At 56.9% G+C, this 25,110-nt stretch carries 23 protein-coding genes; 8 read left to right on the top strand and 15 right to left on the bottom strand.

Features of this window, described 5'->3' with window-relative positions:
- Positions 1–81: 81 nt before the first annotated feature.
- The 3 genes from acnB to earP all read left to right on the top strand — a co-directional run bounded on the left by acnB (position 82) and on the right by earP (position 5,163).
- Positions 82–2,673 carry a bifunctional aconitate hydratase 2/2-methylisocitrate dehydratase gene (gene acnB, locus ERD84_RS13345; protein ID WP_130040167.1) on the top strand — a complete coding sequence of 864 codons (2,592 nt, stop codon included), beginning with the start codon at positions 82–84 and terminating at the stop codon, positions 2,671–2,673.
- A gap of 143 nt (positions 2,674–2,816) precedes the next feature.
- Positions 2,817–4,019 (top strand): DUF2863 family protein, encoded by a 1,203-nt coding sequence (locus tag ERD84_RS13350; protein ID WP_130040168.1) that lies wholly within the window; start codon positions 2,817–2,819, stop codon positions 4,017–4,019.
- A gap of 34 nt (positions 4,020–4,053) precedes the next feature.
- Positions 4,054–5,163, top strand: coding sequence for an elongation factor P maturation arginine rhamnosyltransferase EarP (earP, locus tag ERD84_RS13355; protein ID WP_371743177.1), 1,110 nt, complete (start codon positions 4,054–4,056; stop codon positions 5,161–5,163).
- A 73-nt stretch (positions 5,164–5,236) separates the two neighbouring features.
- On the opposite strand, the gene ERD84_RS13360 is transcribed toward earP, so the two are convergent.
- Positions 5,237–6,148, bottom strand: coding sequence for a LysR family transcriptional regulator (locus ERD84_RS13360; RefSeq protein WP_130040170.1), 912 nt, complete (start codon positions 6,146–6,148; stop codon positions 5,237–5,239).
- Between the two features lie 131 nt (positions 6,149–6,279).
- Between ERD84_RS13360 and ERD84_RS13365 the strand changes: the two genes are divergently transcribed.
- From ERD84_RS13365 to efp, 3 genes are all read left to right on the top strand, one after another.
- On the top strand, positions 6,280–7,185 hold the full coding sequence (locus ERD84_RS13365; protein ID WP_130040171.1) for a pirin family protein: 906 nt from the start codon (positions 6,280–6,282) through the stop codon (positions 7,183–7,185).
- A gap of 45 nt (positions 7,186–7,230) precedes the next feature.
- The gene (ycaC, locus tag ERD84_RS13370) at positions 7,231–7,863 is read left to right on the top strand and encodes an isochorismate family cysteine hydrolase YcaC (protein WP_130040172.1); all 633 of its coding nucleotides are present in this window, start codon (positions 7,231–7,233) and stop codon (positions 7,861–7,863) included.
- 145 nt (positions 7,864–8,008) lie between these two features.
- Positions 8,009–8,566 (top strand): elongation factor P, encoded by a 558-nt coding sequence (gene efp / locus ERD84_RS13375; RefSeq protein ID WP_130040173.1) that lies wholly within the window; start codon positions 8,009–8,011, stop codon positions 8,564–8,566.
- A 59-nt stretch (positions 8,567–8,625) separates the two neighbouring features.
- On the opposite strand, the gene ERD84_RS13380 is transcribed toward efp, so the two are convergent.
- From ERD84_RS13380 to ERD84_RS13410, 7 genes are all read right to left on the bottom strand, one after another.
- Positions 8,626–9,093: a DUF1178 family protein gene (locus ERD84_RS13380; RefSeq protein WP_130040174.1), complete on the bottom strand. Its 468-nt coding sequence runs from the start codon at positions 9,091–9,093 to the stop codon at positions 8,626–8,628.
- 221 nt (positions 9,094–9,314) lie between these two features.
- Entirely contained in the window at positions 9,315–11,042 is a 1,728-nt protein-coding gene (locus ERD84_RS13385) for an ABC transporter ATP-binding protein (RefSeq protein WP_130040175.1), read from the bottom strand.
- An 8-nt stretch (positions 11,043–11,050) separates the two neighbouring features.
- The gene (locus ERD84_RS13390) at positions 11,051–12,508 is read right to left on the bottom strand and encodes an ABC transporter permease (RefSeq protein ID WP_130040176.1); all 1,458 of its coding nucleotides are present in this window, start codon (positions 12,506–12,508) and stop codon (positions 11,051–11,053) included.
- Positions 12,509–12,512: 4 nt separating this feature from the next.
- The gene (locus tag ERD84_RS13395) at positions 12,513–13,490 is read right to left on the bottom strand and encodes an ABC transporter permease (protein WP_130040177.1); all 978 of its coding nucleotides are present in this window, start codon (positions 13,488–13,490) and stop codon (positions 12,513–12,515) included.
- Positions 13,487–15,721, bottom strand: coding sequence for an ABC transporter substrate-binding protein (locus ERD84_RS13400; RefSeq protein WP_371743180.1), 2,235 nt, complete (start codon positions 15,719–15,721; stop codon positions 13,487–13,489). Before ERD84_RS13400 ends, ERD84_RS13395 begins: the two co-directional genes overlap by 4 nt.
- Positions 15,715–16,350 (bottom strand): thermonuclease family protein, encoded by a 636-nt coding sequence (locus ERD84_RS13405; protein ID WP_245150701.1) that lies wholly within the window; start codon positions 16,348–16,350, stop codon positions 15,715–15,717. Before ERD84_RS13405 ends, ERD84_RS13400 begins: the two co-directional genes overlap by 7 nt.
- A 126-nt stretch (positions 16,351–16,476) precedes the next feature.
- Entirely contained in the window at positions 16,477–18,117 is a 1,641-nt protein-coding gene (locus tag ERD84_RS13410) for an isovaleryl-CoA dehydrogenase (protein WP_130040179.1), read from the bottom strand.
- Positions 18,118–18,293: 176 nt separating this feature from the next.
- Here ERD84_RS13410 and ERD84_RS13415 point away from each other — a divergent pair, with 176 nt between their 5' ends.
- Together ERD84_RS13415 and eda are read left to right on the top strand one after the other, a co-directional pair.
- A complete protein-coding gene (locus ERD84_RS13415; protein WP_130040180.1) occupies positions 18,294–18,665 on the top strand; it encodes a DUF423 domain-containing protein in 372 nt (123 codons plus the stop codon).
- Between the two features lie 38 nt (positions 18,666–18,703).
- A complete protein-coding gene (gene eda / locus ERD84_RS13420; protein ID WP_130040181.1) occupies positions 18,704–19,324 on the top strand; it encodes a bifunctional 4-hydroxy-2-oxoglutarate aldolase/2-dehydro-3-deoxy-phosphogluconate aldolase in 621 nt (206 codons plus the stop codon).
- A 7-nt stretch (positions 19,325–19,331) separates the two neighbouring features.
- Here the strand turns inward: eda and ERD84_RS13425 are convergent, their stop codons facing one another.
- From ERD84_RS13425 to ERD84_RS13455, 7 genes are read right to left on the bottom strand one after another with little or no spacing between them, the layout of a single operon-like run.
- Positions 19,332–20,309: a 2-hydroxyacid dehydrogenase gene (locus ERD84_RS13425; RefSeq protein ID WP_130040182.1), complete on the bottom strand. Its 978-nt coding sequence runs from the start codon at positions 20,307–20,309 to the stop codon at positions 19,332–19,334.
- On the bottom strand, positions 20,306–21,250 hold the full coding sequence (locus ERD84_RS13430) for a sugar kinase (RefSeq protein ID WP_130040183.1): 945 nt from the start codon (positions 21,248–21,250) through the stop codon (positions 20,306–20,308). The genes ERD84_RS13425 and ERD84_RS13430 overlap by 4 nt, the downstream gene beginning before the upstream one ends.
- On the bottom strand, positions 21,251–22,024 hold the full coding sequence (locus tag ERD84_RS13435; RefSeq protein ID WP_130040184.1) for a sugar phosphate isomerase/epimerase family protein: 774 nt from the start codon (positions 22,022–22,024) through the stop codon (positions 21,251–21,253).
- Between the two features lies 1 nt (position 22,025).
- Positions 22,026–22,820: an amino acid ABC transporter ATP-binding protein gene (locus ERD84_RS13440; RefSeq protein ID WP_257215269.1), complete on the bottom strand. Its 795-nt coding sequence runs from the start codon at positions 22,818–22,820 to the stop codon at positions 22,026–22,028.
- A gap of 19 nt (positions 22,821–22,839) precedes the next feature.
- Positions 22,840–23,646 (bottom strand): transporter substrate-binding domain-containing protein, encoded by an 807-nt coding sequence (locus ERD84_RS13445; RefSeq protein WP_130040185.1) that lies wholly within the window; start codon positions 23,644–23,646, stop codon positions 22,840–22,842.
- 51 nt (positions 23,647–23,697) lie between these two features.
- Entirely contained in the window at positions 23,698–24,351 is a 654-nt protein-coding gene (locus tag ERD84_RS13450; RefSeq protein ID WP_130040186.1) for an amino acid ABC transporter permease, read from the bottom strand.
- Positions 24,351–25,022 (bottom strand): amino acid ABC transporter permease, encoded by a 672-nt coding sequence (locus ERD84_RS13455; RefSeq protein WP_130040187.1) that lies wholly within the window; start codon positions 25,020–25,022, stop codon positions 24,351–24,353. Before ERD84_RS13455 ends, ERD84_RS13450 begins: the two co-directional genes overlap by 1 nt.
- Positions 25,023–25,110 lie beyond the last annotated feature (88 nt).

Below are 25,110 nucleotides of genomic sequence, written 5' to 3' on the forward strand. Positions count from 1 at the left end.
GACATTTGCTTCCGACGCAGCTTCACCTTACAATTGAGGGGTCACTTCATTCCCAACTCTCTTAGAATCAAGGGCATGCATATGCTGGAAAATTATCGCCAACACGTGGCCGAGCGCGCCGCGCTGGGCATTCCCCCTCTTGCGCTGTCCGCGCAACAAACCGCTGATCTGATCGAGCTGCTCAAGGCACCGCCCGCAGGCGAAGAAGGCGTTCTGCTCGACCTCTTCACCCACCGTGTCCCCGCAGGGGTTGACGACGCAGCCAAGGTCAAGGCCTCTTACCTGGCGGCCATTGCGTTGGGCAAAGAAACTTGCTCCCTGATCGATCGCAAGCACGCCACCGAACTGCTGGGCACGATGCTGGGCGGCTATAACATTGGCCCACTGATCGAGTTGCTCGATAACGACGAGCTGGCTCCGGTTGCTGCCGAAGGCCTGAAGAAAACCCTGCTGGTATTCGATGCCTTTCACGACATCCAGGAAAAGGCTACGAATGGCAATAAGTACGCACAAGCCATTTTGCAAAGCTGGGCCGATGCCGAATGGTTCACCAGCCACCCCGAGGTCCCCGAAAGCCTGACCATCACCGTATTCAAGGTTCCAGGCGAAACCAACACCGACGATTTGTCGCCGGCACCTGATGCCACCACGCGTCCCGACATCCCGTTGCACGCTCTGGCCATGCTCAAGAACCGCCGTGATGGCGCCGCATTCGAGCCCGAAGAAGACGGCAAGCGCGGTCCTGTCCAGTTCATTGAAGCTCTCAAAGAAAAAGGCCATCTGGTCGCCTACGTGGGCGATGTGGTCGGTACAGGCTCGTCGCGCAAATCCGCAACCAACTCGGTTTTGTGGTTTACCGGCGAAGACATCCCCTTCGTGCCCAACAAGCGCTTCGGCGGTGTCTGTCTGGGCAGCAAAATTGCACCCATCTTCTACAACACCATGGAAGACGCCGGTGCATTGCCTATCGAGCTGGACGTTTCAGAAATGGAAATGGGCGATGTCATCGAACTGCGTCCCTACGAAGGCAAGGCCCTGAAAAACGGCAAAGTCGTTGCAGAGTTTCAGGTCAAGTCCGACGTCCTGTTCGACGAAGTTCGTGCGGGTGGACGTATTCCACTTATTATCGGACGTGGCCTGACGGCCAGGGCACGTGAAGCGCTGGGTCTTCCCGCTTCCACGCTATTCCGCCTACCGCAAAATCCCGTCGATTCCGGCAAGGGTTTTTCATTGGCACAAAAAATGGTTGGCCGCGCCTGCGGTCTGCCTGAAGGCCAAGGCGTTCGCCCCGGTACTTACTGCGAACCCAAAATGACCTCGGTCGGCAGCCAGGATACCACTGGCCCCATGACGCGCGACGAGCTCAAAGACTTGGCCTGCCTGGGTTTCTCGGCTGATCTGGTCATGCAATCTTTCTGCCATACTGCAGCCTATCCCAAGCCTGTCGATGTCAAAACACATCACGAACTGCCCGATTTCATCAGCACCCGCGGCGGCGTTTCCCTGCGTCCTGGCGATGGCATCATCCACTCGTGGCTGAACCGCATGCTGTTGCCCGACACCGTGGGTACCGGTGGCGACTCGCACACCCGTTTCCCCATAGGTATCAGCTTCCCCGCAGGCTCCGGTCTGGTGGCTTTTGCGGCTGCCACAGGCGTCATGCCTCTGGACATGCCCGAGTCGGTACTGGTGCGCTTCAAGGGTGAAATGCAGCCTGGCGTCACCCTGCGCGACCTGGTCAATGCGATTCCGCTATATGCCATCAAGCAAGACCTGCTGACTGTTGCCAAGCAAGGCAAGAAAAACATCTTCTCGGGCCGCATCCTTGAAATCGAAGGCCTGCCTAACCTGAAGATCGAGCAAGCCTTCGAACTGACCGATGCCTCGGCCGAACGTTCTGCAGCCGGTTGTACCGTACGCCTGAACAAAGAGCCCATCATCGAGTACATCAACAGCAATATCACTTTGCTGAAATGGATGATCGCCAATGGCTATGAAGACGAGCGTACTCTGGGTCGCCGCATCAAGGCCATGGAAGCCTGGCTGGCCAATCCCCAGTTGCTCGAACCCGATACCGACGCAGAATACGCGGCTGTCATTGACATTGATCTGGCCGACGTGCACGAACCCATCGTTGCCTGCCCGAACGATCCTGACGACGTCAAAACACTGTCCGACGTCTCTGGCACGGTTATCGATGAAGTTTTCATCGGCAGCTGCATGACCAATATCGGGCACTTCCGCGCAGCCTCCAAGCTGCTGGAAGGCAAACGCGACATCCCCACCAAGTTGTGGGTGGCTCCTCCCACCAAAATGGACCAGAAGCAGCTGACTGAAGAAGGTCACTACGGTGTCCTGGGCGGCGCAGGTGCTCGCATGGAAATGCCGGGCTGCTCGCTGTGCATGGGCAACCAGGCCCAAGTGCGCGAAGGCGCCACGGTCATGTCCACCAGCACCCGCAACTTCCCCAACCGTCTGGGCAAGAACTCCAATGTATTCCTGGGCTCAGCCGAACTGGCCGCCATTTGCTCGCGCCTAGGTCGCATCCCTACTCGCGAGGAATACATGGCCGACATGGGCGTGCTCAATGACAATGGCGAGCAAATCTACCGCTACATGAACTTCGATCAAATCGAAGACTTCAAGGAAATCGCCGACTCGGTCAGCGTCTGATGACTTGAACGCCTTTGGCGACAAAAGCTCCCGATACATATCGGGAGCTTTTTTTGCGCTCATGCCTGTGCTGCGCTATGCCTGACGCCAGGATGAAAGCGGTACACTAGTGTGATTATTCGCTACACCTTTGATGCATCCTTATGCCTGCTACTACGCCGCCCCGTTTATCCCGCGATGCACAACGTCTTCTGACCCTGACGGAAGCGCTGGCTCGCTCCGGAAGCCGGCTGGAAGACATATACTGGGAAGGCCTGTTGGCCGTTCAGTTAAATAAAATCCTGCTTGCCAAAAAGAACAAGACAGTTGAAACCGCACTGGATCATCTGCTTGGCACCGATATCAATGCCTACGAAATATTGGTCGAGCAAGCCGAAACTCTTTCCGAATCCACCAGCCTGACGCATGAAGGCGTCGAATACGATGCCTTGCTGTTTTCAGCGCCTTTGGTGGCCTGGACCCGCTATCAGCTTCCGCAGGGCGAACTCACTGAGACGCAGCTTGATGGCCTGATATCGCAGATGCAGGCCTGCGTGGTGGCGCCCGATGCCCGGCTTGCCATGGTTCCCCGTCTGGTCAATTTCGACCAAATGCCGCAAACCTTTCAGGAAACTCGTGCCTGGATACAGCATCTGGTCCAACAGGCTCTGGGCATCAGCAATGAAGCGCACCCAATCAAGCTGCCCAGCGAACTTGAAAGCCTGCTGGCCGACGCCCGCTTTCTGGTGGGTGTCATTGTCGTTCCCAAAGGTCAGCCCTTGTTTCGCTGGCAGACCAGGCAAGACGCCAATACATTTGTATCACGGGAGCAATGCCATGAGTCCTGGGCAGAAAGCAGCACTGCTATCCTGGCCCCACTATTTACAGGATGCCATGTAGAGTTCCTGCAACCCGATGCCTATTACGTCAACAGCCGCGAAGCAGACCGGCGCATACGTCCGCTGGCCCTCAAGGCGGCGGTCACATGGCTGCAAACCGCGGCACAACTGGCTGGCGGCGAACTACGAGCAGTCATTGCAGGCTGTGGCGACAGCGCCATCGAAGAATACCGCATAGGTTTCAGCACCCACCAGGGTAACGAAGTCATCTATGGCTGCATCTGGCCCGTACTCAGTAAAGAAGAAGCCGCATCCGACGGTTTGGAAGCCGGCCATATCGATGTACCCGACGAAATTGCGGCATTACTCAAGGAAATGGGTGTGTCCGACATCCGCCGCCTGCCTGGCGTCTATACCCCCGAGTTCTGCGACGACTGCGGCGCCCCATATTTCCCCAATGCCATCGGCGAGATGCTGCATCCTGAGCTGCCCGAAGAAACAGATCTGACTCCGATTCACTTCCACTAGGGCCGAGAGCCGTTGACAGGACCCAATGGGCCGGTTGAGCTTCGATATATTTTGCAGGGTTGTCGACAACTTCGGCGACATCGGTGTGTGCTGGCGTCTTGCTAAACAACTGGCTAGCACAACCGGCGTCAAGGCGGTCCGTCTTTGGGTGGATGACCTGCACAGCTTTGCACGTATCGAACCAAGACTGAACGCTGTGGCAGATCCCGCCTCCTTGGCGGGCGTGGACATTGTGCACTGGACATCGGCAGCGCCCGACCTGATGCCCCATGAGATTGTCATCGAGGCCTTTGCCTGCGATCCGCCACCCCACTTTATTGAACGCATGATCGAGCGACGCAGTCTCTGGATCAATCTGGAATACCTGAGTGCCGAGCCGTGGGTGGAGTCCTGCCACGCGCTGCCCTCGCTGCAAGCCAATGGCCTAAGCAAAGCCTTCTTCTTTCCCGGATTCACGCCAGCTACCGGCGGGCTACTGCGCGAAAAAAGCCTACTGGCGGATCGCGATGCCTGGCTGGCCGACCCTGCCCAGCGACACCGCTTGCTGCGCGACATCGGCCTGCCCGAAGCCCGTATTGCACAACTGCATGCGGGCGCAAGACAAATCCTGCTGTTCGCCTATCCCGGGTTGCCCACTGCCGGCTTGCTGCACGCCCTGTCAAACGACGCAACACCATCCATCATTCTGGTGCCTTCGGGAGTGTGTCCTGAACTGGCCCGCGGACAGCATGGCTCTGTCTACGTTCACGGCATGCCCTTCGTCAGCCAACCCGATTTCGACCGCTTGCTCTGGAGCAGCGACCTGAACTGTGTGCGCGGCGAAGACTCGCTGGTGCGCGCCCTATGGGCCGGCAAGCCTCTGCTCTGGCATATTTATCCGCAGGAGGACGATGCCCACATGGTGAAACTGGATGCATGGCTTGCGCTGTCGCCGTTCAGGCCACCCATTGCCCACCTGCTGAAAGCCTGGAATCAGCACAATGATCAGGCCTGCGGTACCTTGCTGCAGCAGGCCCTGGCCTCGTCCGCCTGGACCGAGTGGCAAGGTGCCAGTACAGCCTGGAGCCGCCAGCTTACGCAGTTACCGGACCTGGCCGGTCAACTGGTGACGTTTGCCAAAGCCCGCAAGACAAATGTCGGCTAGTAAGACGCTCCGGCGCCCGTTCCGCTGACGCATCAAGATTGACCACAATAATTGTGTACGGGGGACTTATTCCTTACTCTTCCGAGATGTCCCGAAATGCCTGCACCAGAAAATCCAGCAACAAACGCACGGCCGGCAATTGGCCTCGACGCGACGCATAGACGGCATGAATGACCTCCGCCCGCGGCTCCCAGTCGGGCAGGACCCTGACTAACATGCCGCCATCCAGCTCATCGCGGATAAACATGGCTGGCAATTGCACTACGCCCACGCCACTGATGGCGGCATCACGCAGGGCCACCATAGACTGCGTGACATAGCGCGGAGTGAGGCGCACCTCGGCGCGTCCACCGTCCGGTCCCTGCAACAGCCAGCGGTGGGTTTCTTGCGGCGCCCCCATATCCAGGCTCGGCCAGCTTGATAAGTCCATGGGACCGGAGGGCCGGCCGCAACGCTCCATCAACTCTGGTGCGGCCACCAGGTATTGCCGCCGCTCGGCCAGGATACGGAGTATCAGATCGCTGTCTTGTAATGGTGGTGGACGTACACGGATGGCCAGGTCCATGCCTTCGCCCACGACGTCCACGCGTCGATTGGTTTCGTCCACGTGCAGCACGACACGTGGATATTGCGCCATGAACTGGCCCAGCATGCTGCCGACTCGCGCAGCCAGCAATGCGACGGGGCAGCTTATACGCACCACCCCGCAAGGTTCGGCATGCGTCAGCGCCACAAATTCTTCCGCCGCCTCAGCTTCCGTCAACATGGCCCGGCAATGCTCGTAGTAGCGCTTGCCCACCTCCGTGACGGTAAAGCTGCGCGTCGAGCGCAGTAAAAGCTGTGCACCAAGGCGCTCTTCCAGCAGCGCCACCCGGCGGCTCAGCTTAGACTTCGGGATACCCAGAGCGCGCCCCGCCGGCGCGAAGCCGCCATGCTCCACCACTTTGGCGTAGTAGTACAGCTCATTCAGGTCTGGTATTTTCATAGTCTTAAAAATAGAACGATGAGACTGAATATTACGCCCTATTCGGAATATCGTTCTAAATTTACACTAGTCTCCATGTTCAACGAATCACATCAAGCCGCAAGCGGGTGATTCTGCAAATGGAGAGAACCATGCTCAAAAAAATCCTCGGCGTCTACGAAGCCCCACGTCCACATTGGGTCGGTGATGGGTTTCCGGTGCGCTCCCTATTCAGCTACGGTGATCACGGCAAGGCATTGAGTCCCTTTCTGTTATTGGATCACGCCGGACCGCAAGTCTTCGCCTCCACCACCACTCGGCGCGGCGTTGGCACACACCCCCACCGCGGATTCGAAACCGTGACGATAGTCTACGACGGCGAAGTCGCCCATCGCGACTCGACCGGAGCAGGCGGCACCATCGGCCCTGGCGACGTGCAGTGGATGACGGCAGCCTCCGGCATCCTGCACGAGGAGTTTCATTCCGACGCATTCGCCCGCCGCGGCGGGCCACTGGAGATGGTGCAACTATGGGTCAACCTGCCTGCCAGGCACAAGATGGGCGCACCAGGCTATCAGACGCTTCTGGACCGCGACATTCCGGCCATGGCCTTGCCCGATGGCGCCGGCCACCTGCGCGTGATTGCGGGCGAGTACGACACCGCTCTTGGTCCGGCACGGACCTTCACACCCATTGACGTATGGGATATACGCCTGAATGCCTCGGCTGCCACAACGCTGACGGCCCGTGCCGGCCATACGTTGGCGCTCGTCGTACTGCGTGGCACAGTACTCGTCAATGGGCAGGAAGTGGCCCGTGCCGGCCAACTGGTACATATGGAACGTGCCGGCAGCACTGTACACCTGGAAGCCAATAACGATGCCACACTACTGTGGCTGTCGGGCGAACCGATTGACGAGCCTGTGGTGGGTCATGGCCCTTTTGTCATGAACACCGAAGCAGAGATCCAGCAAGCTTTCGCAGACTTTCGTAGTGGCCGGTTTGGCCATATTTCACCGATCGAGCACGGCTTGGGCGAAACCGGCGCTCACCCTTGATCATCTCGTACTTTTTCGCCCCCCCTACTCTGCAAGGAAAGCTCCATGAGCAAGAAACCCTATGTACGTCTCGACAAAGACAACGCTGCCGTATTGTTGGTAGACCACCAAACCGGACTGCTGTCATTGGTCCGCGATATCGACCCGGACAAGTTCAAGAACAATGTACTGGCTCTGGCGGACATGGCTGAATACTTCAAGCTACCCACCATTCTCACCACCAGCTTCGAAGACGGCCCCAATGGCCCGCTCGTGCCTGAGTTAAAGGAAAAATTTCCCGATGCGCCTTACATTGCTCGTCCCGGCCAGATCAATGCCTGGGATAACGAGGATTTCCTCCAGGCCGTCAAGGCCACAGGCAAGAAGCAACTCATCATTGCGGGGGTCGTGACTGAGGTATGCGTGGCCTTCCCGGCGCTGTCTGCCCTGGAAGAAGGATTCGACGTATTCGTCATTGCCGATGCATCCGGCACCTTCAACAGCATGACCCAACAAGCGGCCTGGACCCGTCTGGAGCAGGCTGGCGCACAAATCCTGACCTGGTTCGGCGCCGCTTGCGAACTGCACCGTGACTGGCGTAACGACATCGAGGGGCTTGGCACCCTGTTCTCAAACCACATTCCCGATTACCGTAATCTAATGAATAGCTACAGCACCCTGACAGGCGCTGCCAAATAAGCCCATCAACACTTGAGCGAGGATTTTTCATCCTCGCTCAAGCGCTTGGACGACGAAACGGTTAAAATGCTCGGTTTAGTAAGTCTTGCTTCGGCCCGGCAGCAGTATCTGGCGGAGCACTTGAAACCCCGGAGTTTTTAAATTTATGAAAACCGCACAAGAACTGCGCGTTGGTAACGTCGTGATGGTCGGCAACGATCCGCTCGTCGTACAGAAAGCCGAATACAACAAGTCAGGCCGCAACTCGGCTGTCGTCAAGTTGAAATTCAAGAATCTGCTCACAGGTTCGGGCAGCGAATCGGTTTCAAAGGCTGACGAAAAATTTGAAATCGTCGTACTTGAAAATAAAGAGTGCACCTACTCGTACTTTGCGGATCCCATGTATGTATTCATGGACGAAGAGTACAACCAGTACGAAGTCGAAGCCGAAAGCATGGGCGATGCACTGGACTACCTTGAAGAAGGCATGACCGTGGAAGTCGTTTTCTACGACGGTCGCGCCATCTCGGTTTCTTTGCCCACTATTGTCGTGCGCGAAATCACCTACACCGAACCTGCCGTCAAGGGCGACACGTCCGGCAAGGTGCTGAAACCTGCCAAGACCAACACGGGCATGGAAATCGCCGTCCCACTGTTCTGCAATATCGGCGACAAAATCGAGATCGATACCCGCACCGGGGAATACCGCAGCCGGGTAATGTAAAAAAAGCGGCATCAGCCGCTTTTTTTACATTCTGCCTTTCTATACTTGCGTCTGTGGGCTTATTGCAGGCGCTCGTCGTCTAGAAAGTCGGGTATGGGCATCACGCTGATGCCCTCATTGGCCAGCTCTTCGCGCTCTTCCTGCGTGGCAACACCCCGTATGGCGCGCTCTTCAGTCTCGCCTTCGTGCATGCTGCGTACTTCCTGCGCGAAACGCACACCGACATCTTCAGTGCTGCGTATCATCTGGCGAATATGGCGTAAAACCTGAGCTTGCAATTGTGCCACCTGGCTTGAACTGGGCGCAGCCACCGCATTGCCTGCCCCAGCGCTTGGTGCAGCCGTTTCTTTGATATGGCTGACATTCAGCCTGGGCGCCGACAGCTTTTTGCTGATTTGACGACTGTTGCAGACAGGACAACTGAGCAGACCGCCGGCCTGCTGTGACTCGTAGTTGTCAGCCGAGCCGAACCAGCCCTCAAAGACATGGTCTTGGTCGCACTGAAGATCGAAAACTTTTAATGACATAACAACCATATGCGGGCGTAATGCCCAAATTCAAGGCACAAGATCATTACTGCCTGGCACTATGCCTTTCAAGCGCCATGGCCATTATAGGTGGCCTCAGCCATTCTCCGCTTTAAGCCCGATGTATTGAGGGCTGTGCAGGATGCCAGGGCCGTAGCACGCGAAGTCGTAACAGCACCCAATACTCCGTTTCTACTAAAGAACACAATGGTTTTTGCCGCCTATAAACGGGGAACCGCCGCCAGCAAGCGGGCAGTTTCAGGGTGAGACGGCGAAGTCAGGACGCTTTCCGTGGTGCCGGATTCGATAATCCGGCCATCATGCATGATGGCAATCCGGTCAGACAGGTATTCAACCACACCAAAATTATGCGTAATAAAGAGATAAGAAATATTGAAATCAGCCTGCAGAGATTTCAGTAAATCGAGTATTTGCGCCTGCACTGAAACATCAAGTGCTGAGGTGGGTTCATCACAAACCAGCACGGCGGGCTCGACCGCCAATGCGCGCGCGATCGCGACACGCTGGCGCTGACCACCCGAAAACTCGTGCGGATAGCGGCTTGCTGTATTGTTGGGCAAGCCTACTCGATCAAGCAACGCTCGTATCTGCGCCTGACGCTGCTGGCGTGACCGTTCGGGGCGCAAAGCCGCTATACCTTCATCTAGTATTTCACCCACCAGCATGCGGGGGTCGAGCGAGGCATAAGGGTCCTGGAAAACGATTTGTATGGATTGACGCAAACGCTGCAAGCGCCTGCCGTACGCATCGAGCAGACTGGTGCCAGCCAGGCTGGCCTGGCCCTCCACCACCGCCGTTTTATCCAGCAAACGCAACAAAGCTTTGGCTGTGGTCGTCTTGCCACAACCCGACTCGCCCAATAAAGCCAGCGTCTCCCCAGCCCTAAGGTCGAAGCTGACATCCTTTACTATGCTGATGGACGAGCCACCGCGCTGCCACCATCCTTGTTTGCGCGCGTAAGCCACCGACAAGTTGCGCACCGCCAGCAGCGGCTCCCCCGCTACTGAAGCCCCCTGCTTCGCCGCTCTGACGACACCCTCATCAGTTGAGCTGGCCGAAGGTGTCGCCGAAGCATGCGAACTGCTGGCGGACAAGGCTTGGCCTCGCTTGGCGAATGTGGGAATAGCGGCCAGCAATTCACGCGCATAAGGATGGCGCGGCGATGCAAAAAAATTTGCCGCATCAACGGTTTCAACAATTTCGCCCGAGCGCATCAATGCTACATGGTCGGCTACATTCTTGACGACTGCCAGATCATGGGTGATAAGCAGAATAGCCAGGCCCATTTCTTTCTGAATGTCTGCCAACAGATTCAATATCTGTGCCTGTACGGTCACGTCCAGCGCTGTGGTGGGCTCGTCGGCAATCAGCAACCGAGGTTCAGCTGCCAGGGCTATGGCGATCATGATGCGCTGCTTCTGCCCGCCTGAAAACTGGAAAGGATAATCTTGCAAACGGCTTTCTGCGTCGGGGATGCCGACCCGCGCCAGCCACCAGGCAGCGCGCTGTTTTAACGCTTTTCCACGATAAGAGGTATGTACCTGCAAGGTTTCAAACAACTGCTGCCCTACTGTCAGTACCGGATTCAAGCTGGTGGAAGGCTCCTGGAATATGATGCCTACCTGCCCTCCTCGCACCTTACGCATGCCTTGTTCAGACAGACTATTCAACTCGGTTTGCCCAAGTTGAATTCGGCCCGCAGCGATCCGGCCCGCCTCAGGTAACAGGCGCAGCAAAGCCAGGGCTGTCATGCTTTTGCCGCAACCGGACTCACCTACCAGTGCAAATGTCTGACCCTGCGCTATGGCCAGACCCAACGATTTAACGGCCTGGGCAGTGCCGGCGTCACTGGTAATCTGGACAGAAAGATCATGGACCGACAGCACGGGCTGGCCAGCACCGGGCCCATAGACCTGGCTTGATGTCATAGGCTGACTCACGGACGTGCCTCCTCGACGACAGTCGCGCGTCGCGTTCTGAACCGGCGCATGCGGGGATCGAAAGCATCTTGTACGGCATCGGCAAATATATTGGCCGACAGCACCAGGGCCAACAAGAAGACGAAGGCACCGAGCAAATTCCACCAAATCATGGGATCGCGTGACATTTCCAGGCGGGCTGCATCGATCATGGTTCCGAATGAGGGCATGCTGGGGTCCACACCGATACCCAGGTAAGACAGGACTGCCTCGTACAGCACCAGGCTGGAAAACTCCAGCACCAGCGTAATCAGCACGATATGCATCAAATTGGGTAAAAGGTGGCGGCGCATGATGCGGACATGCCCTACACCAAACGCACGCGCGGCCTGAACATATTCCAGCTCGCGCAACTTCAAGGTTTCAGCGCGCAGCAGACGGCACAGGCCAGCCCACCCAGTCAGACCAAGAATCAGGCACAGGAGGAACAAACGCAGGTCTGCCCTGGCAGCCACTGTGTCGAACAGTCCGGGATTGTTGTCGATATAAACCTGCATCATCAGCACGCAAGCAGCAATAAGCAGGACACCCGGTATGGAGGTCAGCGTGGTGTAGATGTACTGAATAATGTCATCGACACGGCCCTTGAAGTATCCGGCGGCAATTCCGAACACAAGCGCCGGTGGCAGCATCGCAACGGTGGTCAAGGTGCCGATCACCAGCGCTGTACGCACGCTTTTGAGGCATTGCCACAAGACATCGTTACCCGTCCGGTCGGTACCCAGTACATGGTAATTGGCACCGATCGACACGGCCAGGGATGCCAGCAGCAAAATCAGACTCAGGGTGATCCACATCGGACGCCACGGCACACCTGACTCGCCACGCCACCACGCTTGCCATGCCCGTCCCCATCCGTCACCTCGCCTGGCCTGGAACAAGGTCAATAAACCTGCTGTCAGCAAGGAAAGCACCAAACCCACGGCAGCACCCTGCGCACCGCGACGGTAGACATCCGCTTTATGGTCAGCCTCGTCCTGCAGCAACAAACCGGCATGCTTCAGACGCGGAAAATCCCTGACAGGCTGCCCGTCGATGATTTCAGTCTCTTTGGTGAACTGACGTATTGCCAGCGGTGCCGAGTAGGTGTTTTCACGTGCAGCCAACTGCGTCAAAGTCAGCAAATCATCAAGTGCCGAACGCAACACCGGTGAATAGCTTGGTTCGGCTTGCGCTGCCGCGGTGTGGCCGGCCACCGGCGGCAGCAAGGGGCGATAGTGCACGGAATCAAGCACACCCAACGCTACAAAAAATGCCAGGACTACGGCAGCGCACATGGCCGAAGGCGTCTGGCCCACGCTGCGCCAGGCCGAACGTAAGGAGGCGCTACGGCTTACACGAAATATATAGGCCACCAGTGCAAGCACCAGCAGCAAGACAAAGACATCGGTCCACAGAAAGACGAATTTTGGCATGGCCTTACTCGAACCGGATCCGCGGATCAGCTAGTGTGTACGAAATGTCAGCCAATATCAGACCCACGATATATAAGGCCGACCCCAGAAATACCATGGCACGGACAATGGAGAAATCTTGTGCATTGATGGCATCGATGGTGTAGCTGCCCAGACCGGGAATGCCAAAAAAAGACTCAGAAATCAGACTGCCCATGAACAGCAGTGGTATGGCCGACACGGTACCTGTAAGAATGGGCAGCATGGCATTGCGCAAAATGTGCCGGAACAGTACCAGGCGCTCGGACAAACCCTTGGCGCGTGCGGTGCGCACGTAATCCTTGCCAGCCTCTTCCAGAAACAGGGTACGGTAAAAGCGCGTTTGTGCCCCCAGACCCGAAATAATGCTGACGAATATTGGAAGTACCAGGAATCGCCAACTTTCCCAGCCGTCGATAAAACCTGAATAGGGTACCCATCGCAGCACTTTCGCGAAAAGCCACTGTCCCGCAATGATGTAAAACAGGCCCGAGATGGACAGCATCACCACGCAAATGACCACTCCCGCAAAATCCAGCCTGGTCCCTTTGAAAAAAACCAGCAGCAACGCAAAGGCAATGCAGGCGAACAAGCCCATGATGAAGGTTGGCAAAGCCAATGCCAGGCTGGGGCCCATGCGCTGGCTGATTTCATGGCTTATGTCGCGGCCCTCATCGGAAAAACCGAAATCGAAACGCAGTAAAGGAATGGATCGGTTATAGAAGATGGTATCCGTCCATTTGGCCGTACCATCGGCTTCGGTATTGATGAACAGCGGTTTGTCGTAGCCTCTTTCAGCCTTCCAGCGATCGATGGCACTTTGACTCACACGCTGTCCACCTATGGACAAACGAGCCATATCGTCAGGCGTATTGACAGCAAAAAATAGAACAAAGGTCAGTAAATTGACTCCTATCAGTATCAGGACGCCATAGAGCAGCCGACGAAAAATGTAGCGAATCATGGGCGTCTCACAGAATTATTCCGGTCCAAAGCCGTTGCACGGTCGCGGATTCGTGCCATACGCCAGGCCAGGCCCGCCCCCAGCACCAACAAGGCAGCCAGCACCCATAATGGCCACCAGACGGGAACATTCCAGGCCTTGATCTTTTGTGCACGTATGTCGGCGTCGATGCGGTAATACTGGAGAGTGTTGCGCACCATCTGCGTAGGCTTGGCATTGCCTACCCACGCCTGGTATGCGCCACCTGATTTGGGAAAATAGCCAAACATCCAGGGCGCATCATGCTGAACAATGGCAACCATTTTGTGCACCAGCGCCTCCTTTTCGGGCCCATCATCCAGAAAACGCATCTGCTCGAATAGCCGGTCATACTCCGGATTCTTGTAATTCGATGCGTTCTCGCCACCGTTGTCTGCCTTGGCATTAGGCCCGTACAACAGAAACAGAAAATTCTCGGCATCGGGATAGTCAGCGACCCAGCCCCACATATACATTTGCGCGCTACCATTACGCATCTTGTCCTGGAAGCGGTTGTAATCGGTAGCCCGCACTTCAAGCTGGACATTGATGTTCGCCAATTGCCGGCGCATCCAGTCGAGCGTGGCACTGGAGCCCATACCCCCGGCGGAATCATAATGCAGGATCAGCGGTTTTCCTGTTTTGGCATCCCTGCCGCCCGGGTAGCCTGCTTCAGCCAGCAGGCGCTTGGCATCGTCCAACGGGCGCCGCACGACACGGCCATCCTGAAGCTCATAAACCTGGCTGTTATAGCCTGCCGGCAGCTTCTGGTAGCCCAAGACTCCAGGAGGCACCGGACCATGTGCTACCTGCCCCTCATCGTTCAGGAAGATCGAAACATACTGCTCCCAATTAAAGGCAATACTGATGGCTTGCCTGAGCTTGCGGTTTTTTTCTTGCTGCTCGGGCGTGTCGCCCAAACCCACGACGGGGTCCAGCCAGTTAAAACCCAAGTAATACTGTTGCGCTTCCGTCGTACTGCGAAGAATCAGGCCATGATCTTTATAGAGTGCCGCTTTTTCAGCAGAGTCGCCCGCAGCCACCCTCATGGCCACACCGTACTCGCCGCGATCCGCTTGCGGCAGATCGTAATAGCCCTGAAGAAACTTGCCCATCAGGGGGACGCTCTCCTTTTCCAGGGAAAATACGATGCGATCGACAAATGGAGTGAGCTTGCCGCAATCGTCCAGCAGGCCAGCTGCCCGATCTTCGGGTTCACCTACGCAAGGATAAGGTTCGCCACGGAAATTGGGATTGCGCGCCAGCACATGGCGACGGTTAACAATCGATTCGGCCATCATGTAGGGGCCGGTGCCCACAGGCCAGGTATTCAAAGAAAAATTATGCTCGGCCATGCCGGGCTGATGATAGAAGCGGTCGGCCTCCCAGGGGACAGGCGCCGTAAAAGTCATGGCCAGCCAATATTTGAACTGAGGGTACTTGCCTTTGACCTTGATCCGCAAAGTGTGGTCATCAATGGCCTGCACACCATCAAAGCCTATCTGTCGCAGATCAAGCCAGCCACGTCTGGCATCGCTGCCCTCTTGCTGGCGCAGCGCTTGGTCGGCTTGCTTCAGCCGGTCACCGTACTCACGCAAACCGACGATGTGCGAGGCCATCACGCCGTATATGGGGGAAACCACACGTGGACTGGCCAGACGGCGGAAAGCATAGACATAGTCATCGGCAACAAGCTCGCGCGTACCCGTAAGCTCGAAATCGGTAATGCTGTACTTGCCCTGCAGGATTTCAGGTGACAACGGCCAATAAGCGTATTCACCCGAAGCGCTACGGGCAAAGGCGGGATGTGGCTGAAACAAGATGTCTGGCTTGATACGCACATCGTACACACTGACGGCCACTTGCGCGCCCGGCACGTCATCCGGCAAGCGATTGCCTTCGTCATCCAGATAGACAGGCGGGTCGATAGCCGCTGCCGCCCTGGGTATCAGCTTGTAGGGACGAGCCAGATAATGATACCCATACAAGGGCTCATAAATGGAATAGGTAAAAGGCGTTTCGTCGGCCGAATAGGAACTGGCCGGATCCAGGTATTTGGGCGAGCGCTGTGTAAACGCCGTGTACAGGATATTTTCCTGTAGTTGCGCCTGCTCGTAGGGGCTATTGACCGGACTGCGCGAGCAAGCAGCCAGCAACACCGACACCAGCAGTGCACCCAGCAGACTGGAAACAAAACGCCATAGTCCTAGCACTGTTGCTTCTGCCAGCATTGATAACGCCAGACCCAAGGCTGAACGGGTTTGCCTTCTTGCCAGATACCCAGGCGTTTGCCGCGGGCCTGCTGTTCGAGGTCGGGCAGTTTGGAGTCCCGCATGAATTTTCCGCGTTTTTCCATATTGGCCCAGGCCATGCCGGCCTGCACCTGTTTCTGATTGGCCGTCATGCCATCGTCCAGCGGCACATCGCAAATATTTCGCTCATAGCGATCTTGCTCAAAACACTGTACCGAGATGGTTTTGCCGCTGATCAACCTTGTCAGGGCATCGCGTGAGGCCTGTGCCATAGGCTGGCCTGGGCGCTCGCGGTCTTTGGTAACTTCGGGTGCATCGATGCTGGACATGCGTATGCGTTCTTGTTTGCCATTGATAAGCATGGTGAAGGTGTCGCCGTCGGCTACACGCACTACGCGCCCCGTCAGCTTGAACGATGCTCCATCTTCGGCGGCGGCGCTAGCTTGCACCTGGGTGTTGGAGCCTGGATTGGGTAACCAGCCCAGCGCCGCGAGCACCAGCGCAACAGCAGCAAGCAATAGCTGAGCCCAACGACGCCCCATCAGGGCATCAACCAGCCGGCGTACCAACGTATTCGTTACTCTATTCACTTGTACTCCGGTCTATGGATAAGAGAAAGCTTTACCGCTACGCGGCGCAACGATTATAGGTGGTAGCGTGTCCTGGCAAAAGGTGGTTTATCCGGATGTGAACTTGGTTCGACTGAACTCAGACGCTTACACAGGCCAACTACGCTCAAGCACAGTACGCAGGGCCAGCGGCGCCGGCAGCGCACCGTACACACGCCCTGCCAGCTGGAAGCGGCTGTGGATGAAGGCATCGGCCAGTGCCAGAGGCGCGTGCCGCCGCAAAAGGCTGGCCTGAACCAGAAGGACCAGTTCTTGGGCAATATATCGGGCCGCCGCTTCTTGATCCGGCCCTGCCAGAGTCAGCAGGGACAGCAAACTGGCAACACGCTGTTTAAGGACAGGCTCGTCGGCGCAGTCGCTCTCTAGGCTGTCTAGCAGGACGACGGCCAGTTCGGGATGGCGTTTTAGCCCGCGCAACACATCCAGGCACATGACATTGCCCGAACCCTCCCAGATGGAATTGACTGGTGCTTCGCGATAAAGCCTGGCCATCGGGGCGTCTTCTATATAGCCATTGCCACCCCAAACCTCCATGCACTCACCCAGCGCGGCAATCGTCCGCTTGCAAATCCAGAACTTTGCCGCAGGTGTCAGCAGACGGCGATAAGCCAGTTCTAGCGGATCGTTGTCGGTATCGTCGAACGCGCGGGCAAGACGCAGGGCCAATATGGTGGCCGCCTCGCTTTCCAGGCTAAGGTCCATCAGCACACTTTGCATGAGCGGCTGTTCGTTCAATAGGCGTCCAAAGGCCACCCGATAACGCGCATGGTGCAAAGCCTGCACCAACCCCTGGCGCAACAAGGCTGCACTGCCCAGCACACAATCCAGACGGGTATATGAAGCCATCTCGACCAGTGTGGCGATGCCCCGCCCCGCCTCACCGACCAAAACCCCTGTGGCATCCTGAAACTCTACCTCGGCACTGGCATTGGATGCATTGCCCATCTTGTTCTTCAGGCGCTGTATATGCACGCTGTTCCTGCTTCCGTCATCGAGCCAGCGGGGCACATAAAAGCAGGAAAACACCTCATCATGGCCGGCAAGCACCAGATGTGCATCGGAGGTTGGCGAGGAAAAAAACCATTTGTGGCCTGTCAGGCGATAGGGCATGCCGCGACCACCTGTTCCCAACGGGACAGCACGCGTTGTGTTGCTGCGCAAGTCGGATCCACCCTGCTTCTCGGTCATACCCATGCCAACCATCATTGAAGTTTTATCCGCCAAGGGCAGATCGCGCTCGTCATACCGCGTTGAGTAGAGCAAAGGAGCGAGCGTATCGAACCATGGCTCTTGCTTGAGCACGGGAATAGCGGCCGATGTCATGGTAACCGGGCATAAAGAGCCTGCTTCAAGCTGACCGTGCATCAGATAGATAGCGGCGCGCGCCACATGGGCCCCTTTTCCTGGCGCAGACCACGCACTGGCGTGCATGCCCTCCAGAAAAGCCATGCGCAAGAAACGGTGCCAGGCCGGGTGAAAGCGGACACGGTCGACCCGATGGCCCTGCCTGTCGTAGGATTCAAGTTCGGGTCTGTGGCGGTTGGCCTCGTGGGCCATGGCGAAGGTTTCCGTCTTGCCCAGGCGCTCGCCATAGTGCAGCAGCGCGTCTTCGCGAGACTGTCCTCCTTCTCGCCTGACACCCTCTTGCAGGGCGATGTCGCTCGAATACAGGTTGTAGTCGCCAAGCTCAGGAACCTGGTTGGTGACCTCGTGTGTCGTCCAGCCCATGATGCACCTCGCATGCCGCTCTGGCGGCATTCAGAAAGACCTGAAATCATCATAGCACCATGCATCGTCGTGACAGCCCGACACCTGCGTGATGGGTTAAAGTTATGGCTTGCCGGCATACCCGCTGGCCGGCTCTTGTTTGCACGCCATTTTGTTTCGATGACACTGGAAAAACCATGACCGATCGCCAACTGATTATTGTTGCAGCCCTGACCTTGCTGGTGGGCGTCGGAGCCGGCGCCTTCGGTGCACACGGACTGAAACGCATCATCACACCCGACATGCTGTCCGTGTGGCAAACGGCGGTGCTGTACCAGCTGATACACGGTCTGGGCATGCTGGCCATTGCCGCTCTGGGAACCCGCCTGGGTTCGCCACTGCTCAACCTGTCCGGCAGCGTGATGTTTGCCGGTATATTGATTTTCAGCGGCAGCCTATACGCCCTGGTCCTGACCAATACAAAATGGCTGGGCGCCATCACCCCTATCGGCGGAGCGGCCTTCCTGATTGCCTGGGCTATGGTTGCAGTGGCCGCCTACCGGTCCTGACCCTGCCTCTGCCCCCCTTTTCCTACAACGAGAAATTAATGAACGCTCTTGAGTTACTCGAACAAAGCCCGGTCATGCCGGTTATTGTCATTCAGAATATTGATACTGCCGTCGAACTGGCACAGGCGCTGGTGGCTGGCGGCGTACGCAGCCTCGAGATCACCCTGCGTTCAGATGCTGCCTTGCAGGCCATCACCGCCATCAGTCAGGAAGTGCCTGAAGCACTGGTAGGCGTGGGCACTATACGTAACGCCAGGCAATGGGATGCAGCCGTGAAGGCAGGTGCCCGCTTTGGCGTCAGCCCGGGGCTTACCGCCGACATTGCCGCAGCCGTTCAGGCAACTGGCCTGCCCTTCTTGCCCGGCGTGGCCACAGCATCCGAATCCATGTACGCGGCCGACCAAGGCTTTACCGTACAAAAACTATTCCCTGCCGAAGCGGTGGGTGGTGTTGCTCTACTGAAGGCCTTGCAAGGGCCGCTGCCCGACATCGTATTCTGCCCAACGGGTGGCATCAACGCCGGCAATGCTGCAAAGTATCTGGCTTTGTCCAATGTGAAGTGTGTGGGTGGCTCATGGTTGACCCCCCCGGAAGCCGTCCTGGGCCAGCAATGGGAGGTCATCACCCAATTGGCAAAGCAGGCCTGCGAAATCCGCTGATAGGCGCTTATTTATTTGTGCCCGGCAGGTAGGCAGCCAGCGGCTGCCTACCTTGCAAAGCCAGTAGCAAGTTGCTGGTGGCCATATTCGACATGGCCAAGCGTGTTTCATGCGTTGCCGAACCTACGTGTGGCAACGCCAGTACTTTGGGGTGGTCAATCAGTGGCGAATCAGCGGGTAAGGGTTCGACTTCAAAAACGTCCAGTCCCGCTGCACGCAGCGTTCCACGATCCAGGGCATCCAGCAGGGCCTCCTCCTGAACAACAGGTCCACGCCCGCCATTGATTAGTATCGCGCCAGGCTTCATCAAGGCAAACTCTTCAGGGCCAATCAACCCTAGCGTTTGGCCGGTCAGCGGCAACACCACTACGACAAAATCCGACTGTTCCAGAACTTCATGCAGGCTGGCGGCATGCGCCTTGCCTTCAGGCAGCCCACTCGGCACCGGTGTGCGAGTGTGGTAGAGCACCGGCATATTGAAGCCCATGGCTGCACGCTGCGCCACGGCACGGCCAATACGGCCGTATCCCAATATGCCCAGTGTTTTTCCGTGCACATCCCAGCCGAATTGGTCATCGGCTATGCTGCGCTTCCAGCGCCCCTGCTGCACATAGCGGCCCAATTCCAGAATGCGCCGGCTGCTTGCCAGCACCATCGTGAAAATCAGATCAGCAACCGTGTCGGTCAGCACACCGGGAGTATGGCACAAGGCAATACCCTGTCGTTGCAAAGCGGGAAGATCAAACTTGTCGACACCAACCGATATGCTGGAGATCACTTCCAGCCGGCGCGTTTGTGCCAGCAAGGCCTCATCAATCGTGTAGCTGGAACCTATCATGCCTTGCGCATCAGGCAGCGCATCAAGAAAAGCCTGCTGCTGACCTGCAATCCGCGGATTCGCCACCACGACATCGTGCTCCAGCCGAATGCGCGCCAGCTGGTCGACGGGAAGCTCGCGGTAAACCAGGACCTGTTTCCGGCTCATAGACCCGCTTGCTCCAGTTCCTGACGGGTAGGCAGACCTTCGGTATCACCTACGACCTGAACGGCCCGCGCACCTATCCAGGCGCCCCGCTTAACGGCAGCACGCAAAGGCTTGCCTTCAAGCAAGGCACTCATCACACCAGCAGCAAAGCCATCGCCCGCACCCACGGTATCGATGACCGTCTGTACCGGAACACCAGCCACATAACCTTGCTCGTCGCCCGAATCAAAGTACGCGCCGTCGGCGCCCAGCTTGATCACTACTAGGCCTACACCCTGATCACGATAATAGCGCGCAATATCCTCAGGCGTATCCAGGCCAGTCAACAAGCGCCCTTCTGCTATGCCTGGGAACAGCCAGTTGGCGGAAAAAGCCAAGGCATTGATGCCATCGCGCATGCTTTCGGTGGATGGCCATAAGCTGGGACGCAAATTCGGATCGAAAGATACCGTTTTGCCGGCAGCCCGCATCAATTTCATGGTCTTGGCCGCAACCTGATAGCAATTTTCGGAAATCGCGGGAAATACGCCTGTGCTGTGAAGATGGCGTGCGCTGCACAGCCAGGCTTCATCGATATCAGCGACCCTCATCTGGCTGGCTGCCGAACCCTTGCGGTGGTATTCAACCGGCGGGTCACTGCCGTCAGTTACTCTGCCTTTGATCTGAAAGCCGGTGCGTTGCTGCGCATCGCACACCACATGGGAGCAATCGATGCCTTCGGCTTCCATGGTGGCCAGCAGATAACGCGCCATAGAGTCCGCACCCAGACGACTGGCCCAACCCACTTTGACACCCAAGCGTGCCAGACCGATGGCCACGTTGGTTTCGGCGCCTGCCGTACGCTTGATAAACCCCTGAACCTGCTCCAGCGGACCAGGCTGATCCGCGACCAGCAGCATCATGGCTTCGCCAAAGGTCACTACATCCAATGCCTGAGTCACTTAACTCGTCTCCAAAGAGCGCAACTGCCGGATCGCGTTACGCGTAATACTTAATAAGTCATCGCCGGCCAATGGATATTCGATGGCACGCGGCAGACTCCGGGGCATGGCCCGCAATAAGGCTCGCCATGGCGCAGCGGACTCCACAACAGGAACGGCGACCCACCGGGCAGGCTGACGCTGCACGCCTTTGCAATGAACGTAGCGTACACGCTCGGAAAAAGCCTCGGCCGCCTGCAGGGGACACTCGCCATTCCAGTGCCAGTTGCCCATATCGAAAGTCATGCCCAGTTTAAGCCCCGCCTCGTCTGCGCTACTGAAGAATCGTTGCAGCGCAGTCAATGTTCCGGCGGTCTCAGTCTGGTCATTTTCAATCAGCAGCTCAACGCTCTGCCCGGCCAGGCATGCCGCCAGATGCCGCAACGTATTGGCCGACGCCTCTGGCTTGAAGCCGCCTATGGACATCTTCAGCACGCTGGAACCTAGCGTTCTAGCGGCAGACAATCCATTTTCCAGATGTTTTTCCACCAGCTTGCCTTGGCTGTCCCACAGCATGTCAGGACTTGAATAGACGCAGGCAAGGCCCAGGCCCCGCACATTGGCGGCAAGCATGGGCAGTTCGTCATCAGCCCCGGTCAGCAATTCGCCGCGGATCTCGACGCCGTCGGCGCCGGCATCGTGGCATAAACGCACAAACCAATTCTGGCCGTGACGGCTGACTTCGGCAGCGCCAAAAGACCCCAGGGAGACAAACACCTGCTGTGGTGATGACATATCAGTGATTCAGAATCTGGCCCAGAAATTTGCGCGTTTTTTCATGCGTAGGGTTGCTGAAAAATTGCTCGGGTGGCGACTGCTCGATGATGGTGCCATCAGCCATGAAAATCACCCGGTCGGCCACGCTGCGTGCAAAACCCATTTCGTGCGTTACACACAGCATGGTCATGCCGTCATCGGCCAGACTGATCATGGTGTCCAGCACTTCCTTGACCATTTCGGGATCAAGTGCCGAGGTCGGCTCATCGAACAGCATGACCTTGGGCGTCATGCACAAGGCACGCGCAATGGCCACACGCTGTTGCTGTCCACCCGAAAGCTGGCTGGGATACTTATGGGCTTGATCGCCTATCCGTACCCGCTCAAGATACTTCACGGCCAGCGCTTCAGCTTCAACCTTGCTGATCCCACGAGAGCGCATGGGCGCCAGCATGCAGTTCTGCAACACCGTCATGTGCGGAAACAGGTTGAATTGCTGAAACACCATGCCGACTTCCTGCCGGATCGCGTCGATATTTCCAGCCTTGGCCGTCAGGTCGATACCGTCAACGACAATACGTCCCTTCTGTATTTTCTCCAGGCCATTGATGCACCGGATAAGAGTGGACTTTCCCGAGCCGGACGGCCCGCAAATGACGATGCGTTCACCGGCAGCAACGGTCAAGTCAATATCGGTCAAGACGTGGAACTGGTCGTACCACTTATTGAGCGCCTGGATCTCGATAATCGTCCCGCCAAGCTTGGCGGGACGATGTGCGTGATCGGCAGCCGGTGTCGTCTGCGTGTCAGTCATGATGAATAACTCTTGCCTATCAGGATTTGCTCAGCTCAGGCAGCGGTGAGCCCAGCCATTTTTCGAATAGCTTGCTGAATTCACCGTTCTCGATGTTTTTCTGAACGGCATCATTAACGGCCTTAAGCGTGTTGGGCTCGCCAGGACGCATGGCAACAGCCATTTCCTGCTGCAGCAATACGAATTTGTTTTCGAAACGATCAGGAGCGCGCTTGGCGATTTGTCCGGCTACCGTCGTGGAGCATCCAATGGCATCAACCTGACCGGAAAGCAAGGCCTGCATGGCAGACGCGTCATCATCGAAGCGACGGATGTTGGCATCTTTGGGGGCTACCTTGGTCACCGCAATATCTTGCGTACTGGCACGCGCAACGCCTATGCGCAGACCCGAAAGGTCTTCAGGCTTGGCGATTTTGGTGTCTTTGCCACCGAACATGACAATCTGTGCGGCAGAGTAAGGATCAGAAAACTGAACCTGCTTGGCGCGCTCGGGAGTGATAGCCAGCGAAGCCACCAACATATCAACTTTATTGGTCAGCAGGAAAGGGATACGGTTGGGGCCGGTGACGGGAACAATATTGACCTTGACGCCCAGGTCCTTGGCCAGTTGGCGCGCTACATCGGCGTCATAGCCATCGGGCTTGTTCTCGGTGTTCAAAATGCCATAAGGAGGAAAATCGACCAGCATACCGACGGTAAGCTCGCCCTTTTCTTTCACCTGATCGATGGTTTCAGCTACGGCGGCGCTGCTACCCAGCGCGAATACGGTGCAAGTGGCCAACAGGGCGGCGCCAGCAACGTGGCGAATCTTCTTAGTCAAAAACATATCGTGTCTCCGGGTTGGACTAAAAAATTGAGAAAAACCGAACGGACTTACCTATCGCGCCAGCGACAGGGCAAGACGTCTTTCCATGTACGAAGCCAGCATGGAAAGCGGCCAGCACAGAAAAAAGTAGATAACGGCAACGACGGTAAACACCACCATGGGCTGAAAAGTGGCGTTATTGATGATTTGACCGGCACGGGTCAACTCAGTGAACCCAATAATTGCCGCCAGCGAAGTGCCTTTGACAATCTGGACCAAATAGCCCACCGTTGGTGGCACAGCAATTTTCAGGGCCTGCGGCAGTACGACATCGCGCATTTTGTGACGATAGTTCAGGCCCAATGCTTCGGCGGCCTCCCATTGGCCACGTGGAATTGCCTGGATGCAGCCACGCCAGATTTCACCCAGGAAGGCGCCGCTGTTCAGTGTCAGGGCCACTGCCGCAGCTAACCACGGGTTGATGTCCAGGCCTATGACCGGGGCACCAAAAAATACCAGAAATAATTGCAGCAGCAGCGGCGTACCGCGAAACAGCTGAATGAATCCCATGGACAGGGATTGTGCCAGCTTGCTATCGCTGGTGCGCGACAGCGCGATGATCAATCCCACAATGCCGCCGCCAACAAAAGCCATCAGGGATAGCGCTATCGTCCATTGCGCGGCTTCAAGAATGAACCAAAAATCGGAATAGCCAAAAGTACGCATTATCGACGGTCCGGGTAGTTGAGGCCCCACTGGTAAACCATGCGGAACACCAACGTGAAAGCCAAGGTCAGCAGCAGATAAATGCCTGTGACCACAATATAGATTTCAAAGCTGCGAAAAGTTTCGGACTGCAGATTGGCCGCTACAGACGTCAGGTCGTCGGCGGAAATCACCGATACCACGCTGGAAGCCAGCATCAGCAGAATGAACTGGCTGGTCAGGGCGGGATAAATGGCTTTCAAGGCCGGCTTGAGCACCACAAAGCGGAAAACCTCCAGCCGCGATAGATTCAAAGCCAGCCCGGCTTCAATCTGACCTTTGGGTATGGATTCAATGCCGGCACGTACAATCTCTGTGGCGTATGCGCCCAGGTTGAATACCATGGCAATCAAGGCCGCCGTATAAGGCGACCAACGCACGCCTATCGCGGGCAACGCAAAGAAAAAGAAGAACAGTTGAATCAGGAACGGCGTATTGCGTATGACTTCAATATAGATCTTGATCAGCCAGCGCAGCGGCGTCGGCCCCGCCGTTTTGCCCCAGGCACAAACAATAGCCAGCAGCAACCCCAGCAGCATTGCCATAAAGGACAACTGGATCGTCATCCAGGTGCCACGTAGCAGCAAAGGCCAGGCGTCGAAAACCGGACCAAATTGAAAGGTGTAATTCACGTTATCTGAACCTTGAGTGTTGCCGGCGAGCCAAGCATACCGCACTAGAACAAATACCTACTGCAAGGCATGAATCCATGTATCGGGC

Origin of the sequence: Pollutimonas harenae (genome assembly GCF_004153685.1) — a bacterium.
GTDB classification, from domain to species: domain Bacteria; phylum Pseudomonadota; class Gammaproteobacteria; order Burkholderiales; family Burkholderiaceae_B; genus Pusillimonas_C; species Pusillimonas_C harenae.

Coding starts and splice junctions, on each gene's coding strand:
- acnB (WP_130040167.1), top strand. CDS start 82: ATGCTGGAAAATTATCGCCAACACGTGGCCGAGCGCGCCGCGCTGGGC.
- ERD84_RS13350 (WP_130040168.1), top strand. CDS start 2,817: ATGCCTGCTACTACGCCGCCCCGTTTATCCCGCGATGCACAACGTCTT.
- ERD84_RS13360 (WP_130040170.1), bottom strand. CDS start 6,148: ATGAAAATACCAGACCTGAATGAGCTGTACTACTACGCCAAAGTGGTG.
- ERD84_RS13365 (WP_130040171.1), top strand. CDS start 6,280: ATGCTCAAAAAAATCCTCGGCGTCTACGAAGCCCCACGTCCACATTGG.
- ycaC (WP_130040172.1), top strand. CDS start 7,231: ATGAGCAAGAAACCCTATGTACGTCTCGACAAAGACAACGCTGCCGTA.
- efp (WP_130040173.1), top strand. CDS start 8,009: ATGAAAACCGCACAAGAACTGCGCGTTGGTAACGTCGTGATGGTCGGC.
- ERD84_RS13380 (WP_130040174.1), bottom strand. CDS start 9,093: ATGTCATTAAAAGTTTTCGATCTTCAGTGCGACCAAGACCATGTCTTT.
- ERD84_RS13385 (WP_130040175.1), bottom strand. CDS start 11,042: ATGACATCAAGCCAGGTCTATGGGCCCGGTGCTGGCCAGCCCGTGCTG.
- ERD84_RS13390 (WP_130040176.1), bottom strand. CDS start 12,508: ATGCCAAAATTCGTCTTTCTGTGGACCGATGTCTTTGTCTTGCTGCTG.
- ERD84_RS13395 (WP_130040177.1), bottom strand. CDS start 13,490: ATGATTCGCTACATTTTTCGTCGGCTGCTCTATGGCGTCCTGATACTG.
- ERD84_RS13410 (WP_130040179.1), bottom strand. CDS start 18,117: ATGGGCTGGACGACACACGAGGTCACCAACCAGGTTCCTGAGCTTGGC.
- ERD84_RS13415 (WP_130040180.1), top strand. CDS start 18,294: ATGACCGATCGCCAACTGATTATTGTTGCAGCCCTGACCTTGCTGGTG.
- eda (WP_130040181.1), top strand. CDS start 18,704: ATGAACGCTCTTGAGTTACTCGAACAAAGCCCGGTCATGCCGGTTATT.
- ERD84_RS13425 (WP_130040182.1), bottom strand. CDS start 20,309: ATGAGCCGGAAACAGGTCCTGGTTTACCGCGAGCTTCCCGTCGACCAG.
- ERD84_RS13435 (WP_130040184.1), bottom strand. CDS start 22,024: ATGTCATCACCACAGCAGGTGTTTGTCTCCCTGGGGTCTTTTGGCGCT.
- ERD84_RS13440 (WP_257215269.1), bottom strand. CDS start 22,820: ATGACTGACACGCAGACGACACCGGCTGCCGATCACGCACATCGTCCC.
- ERD84_RS13445 (WP_130040185.1), bottom strand. CDS start 23,646: ATGTTTTTGACTAAGAAGATTCGCCACGTTGCTGGCGCCGCCCTGTTG.
- ERD84_RS13450 (WP_130040186.1), bottom strand. CDS start 24,351: ATGCGTACTTTTGGCTATTCCGATTTTTGGTTCATTCTTGAAGCCGCG.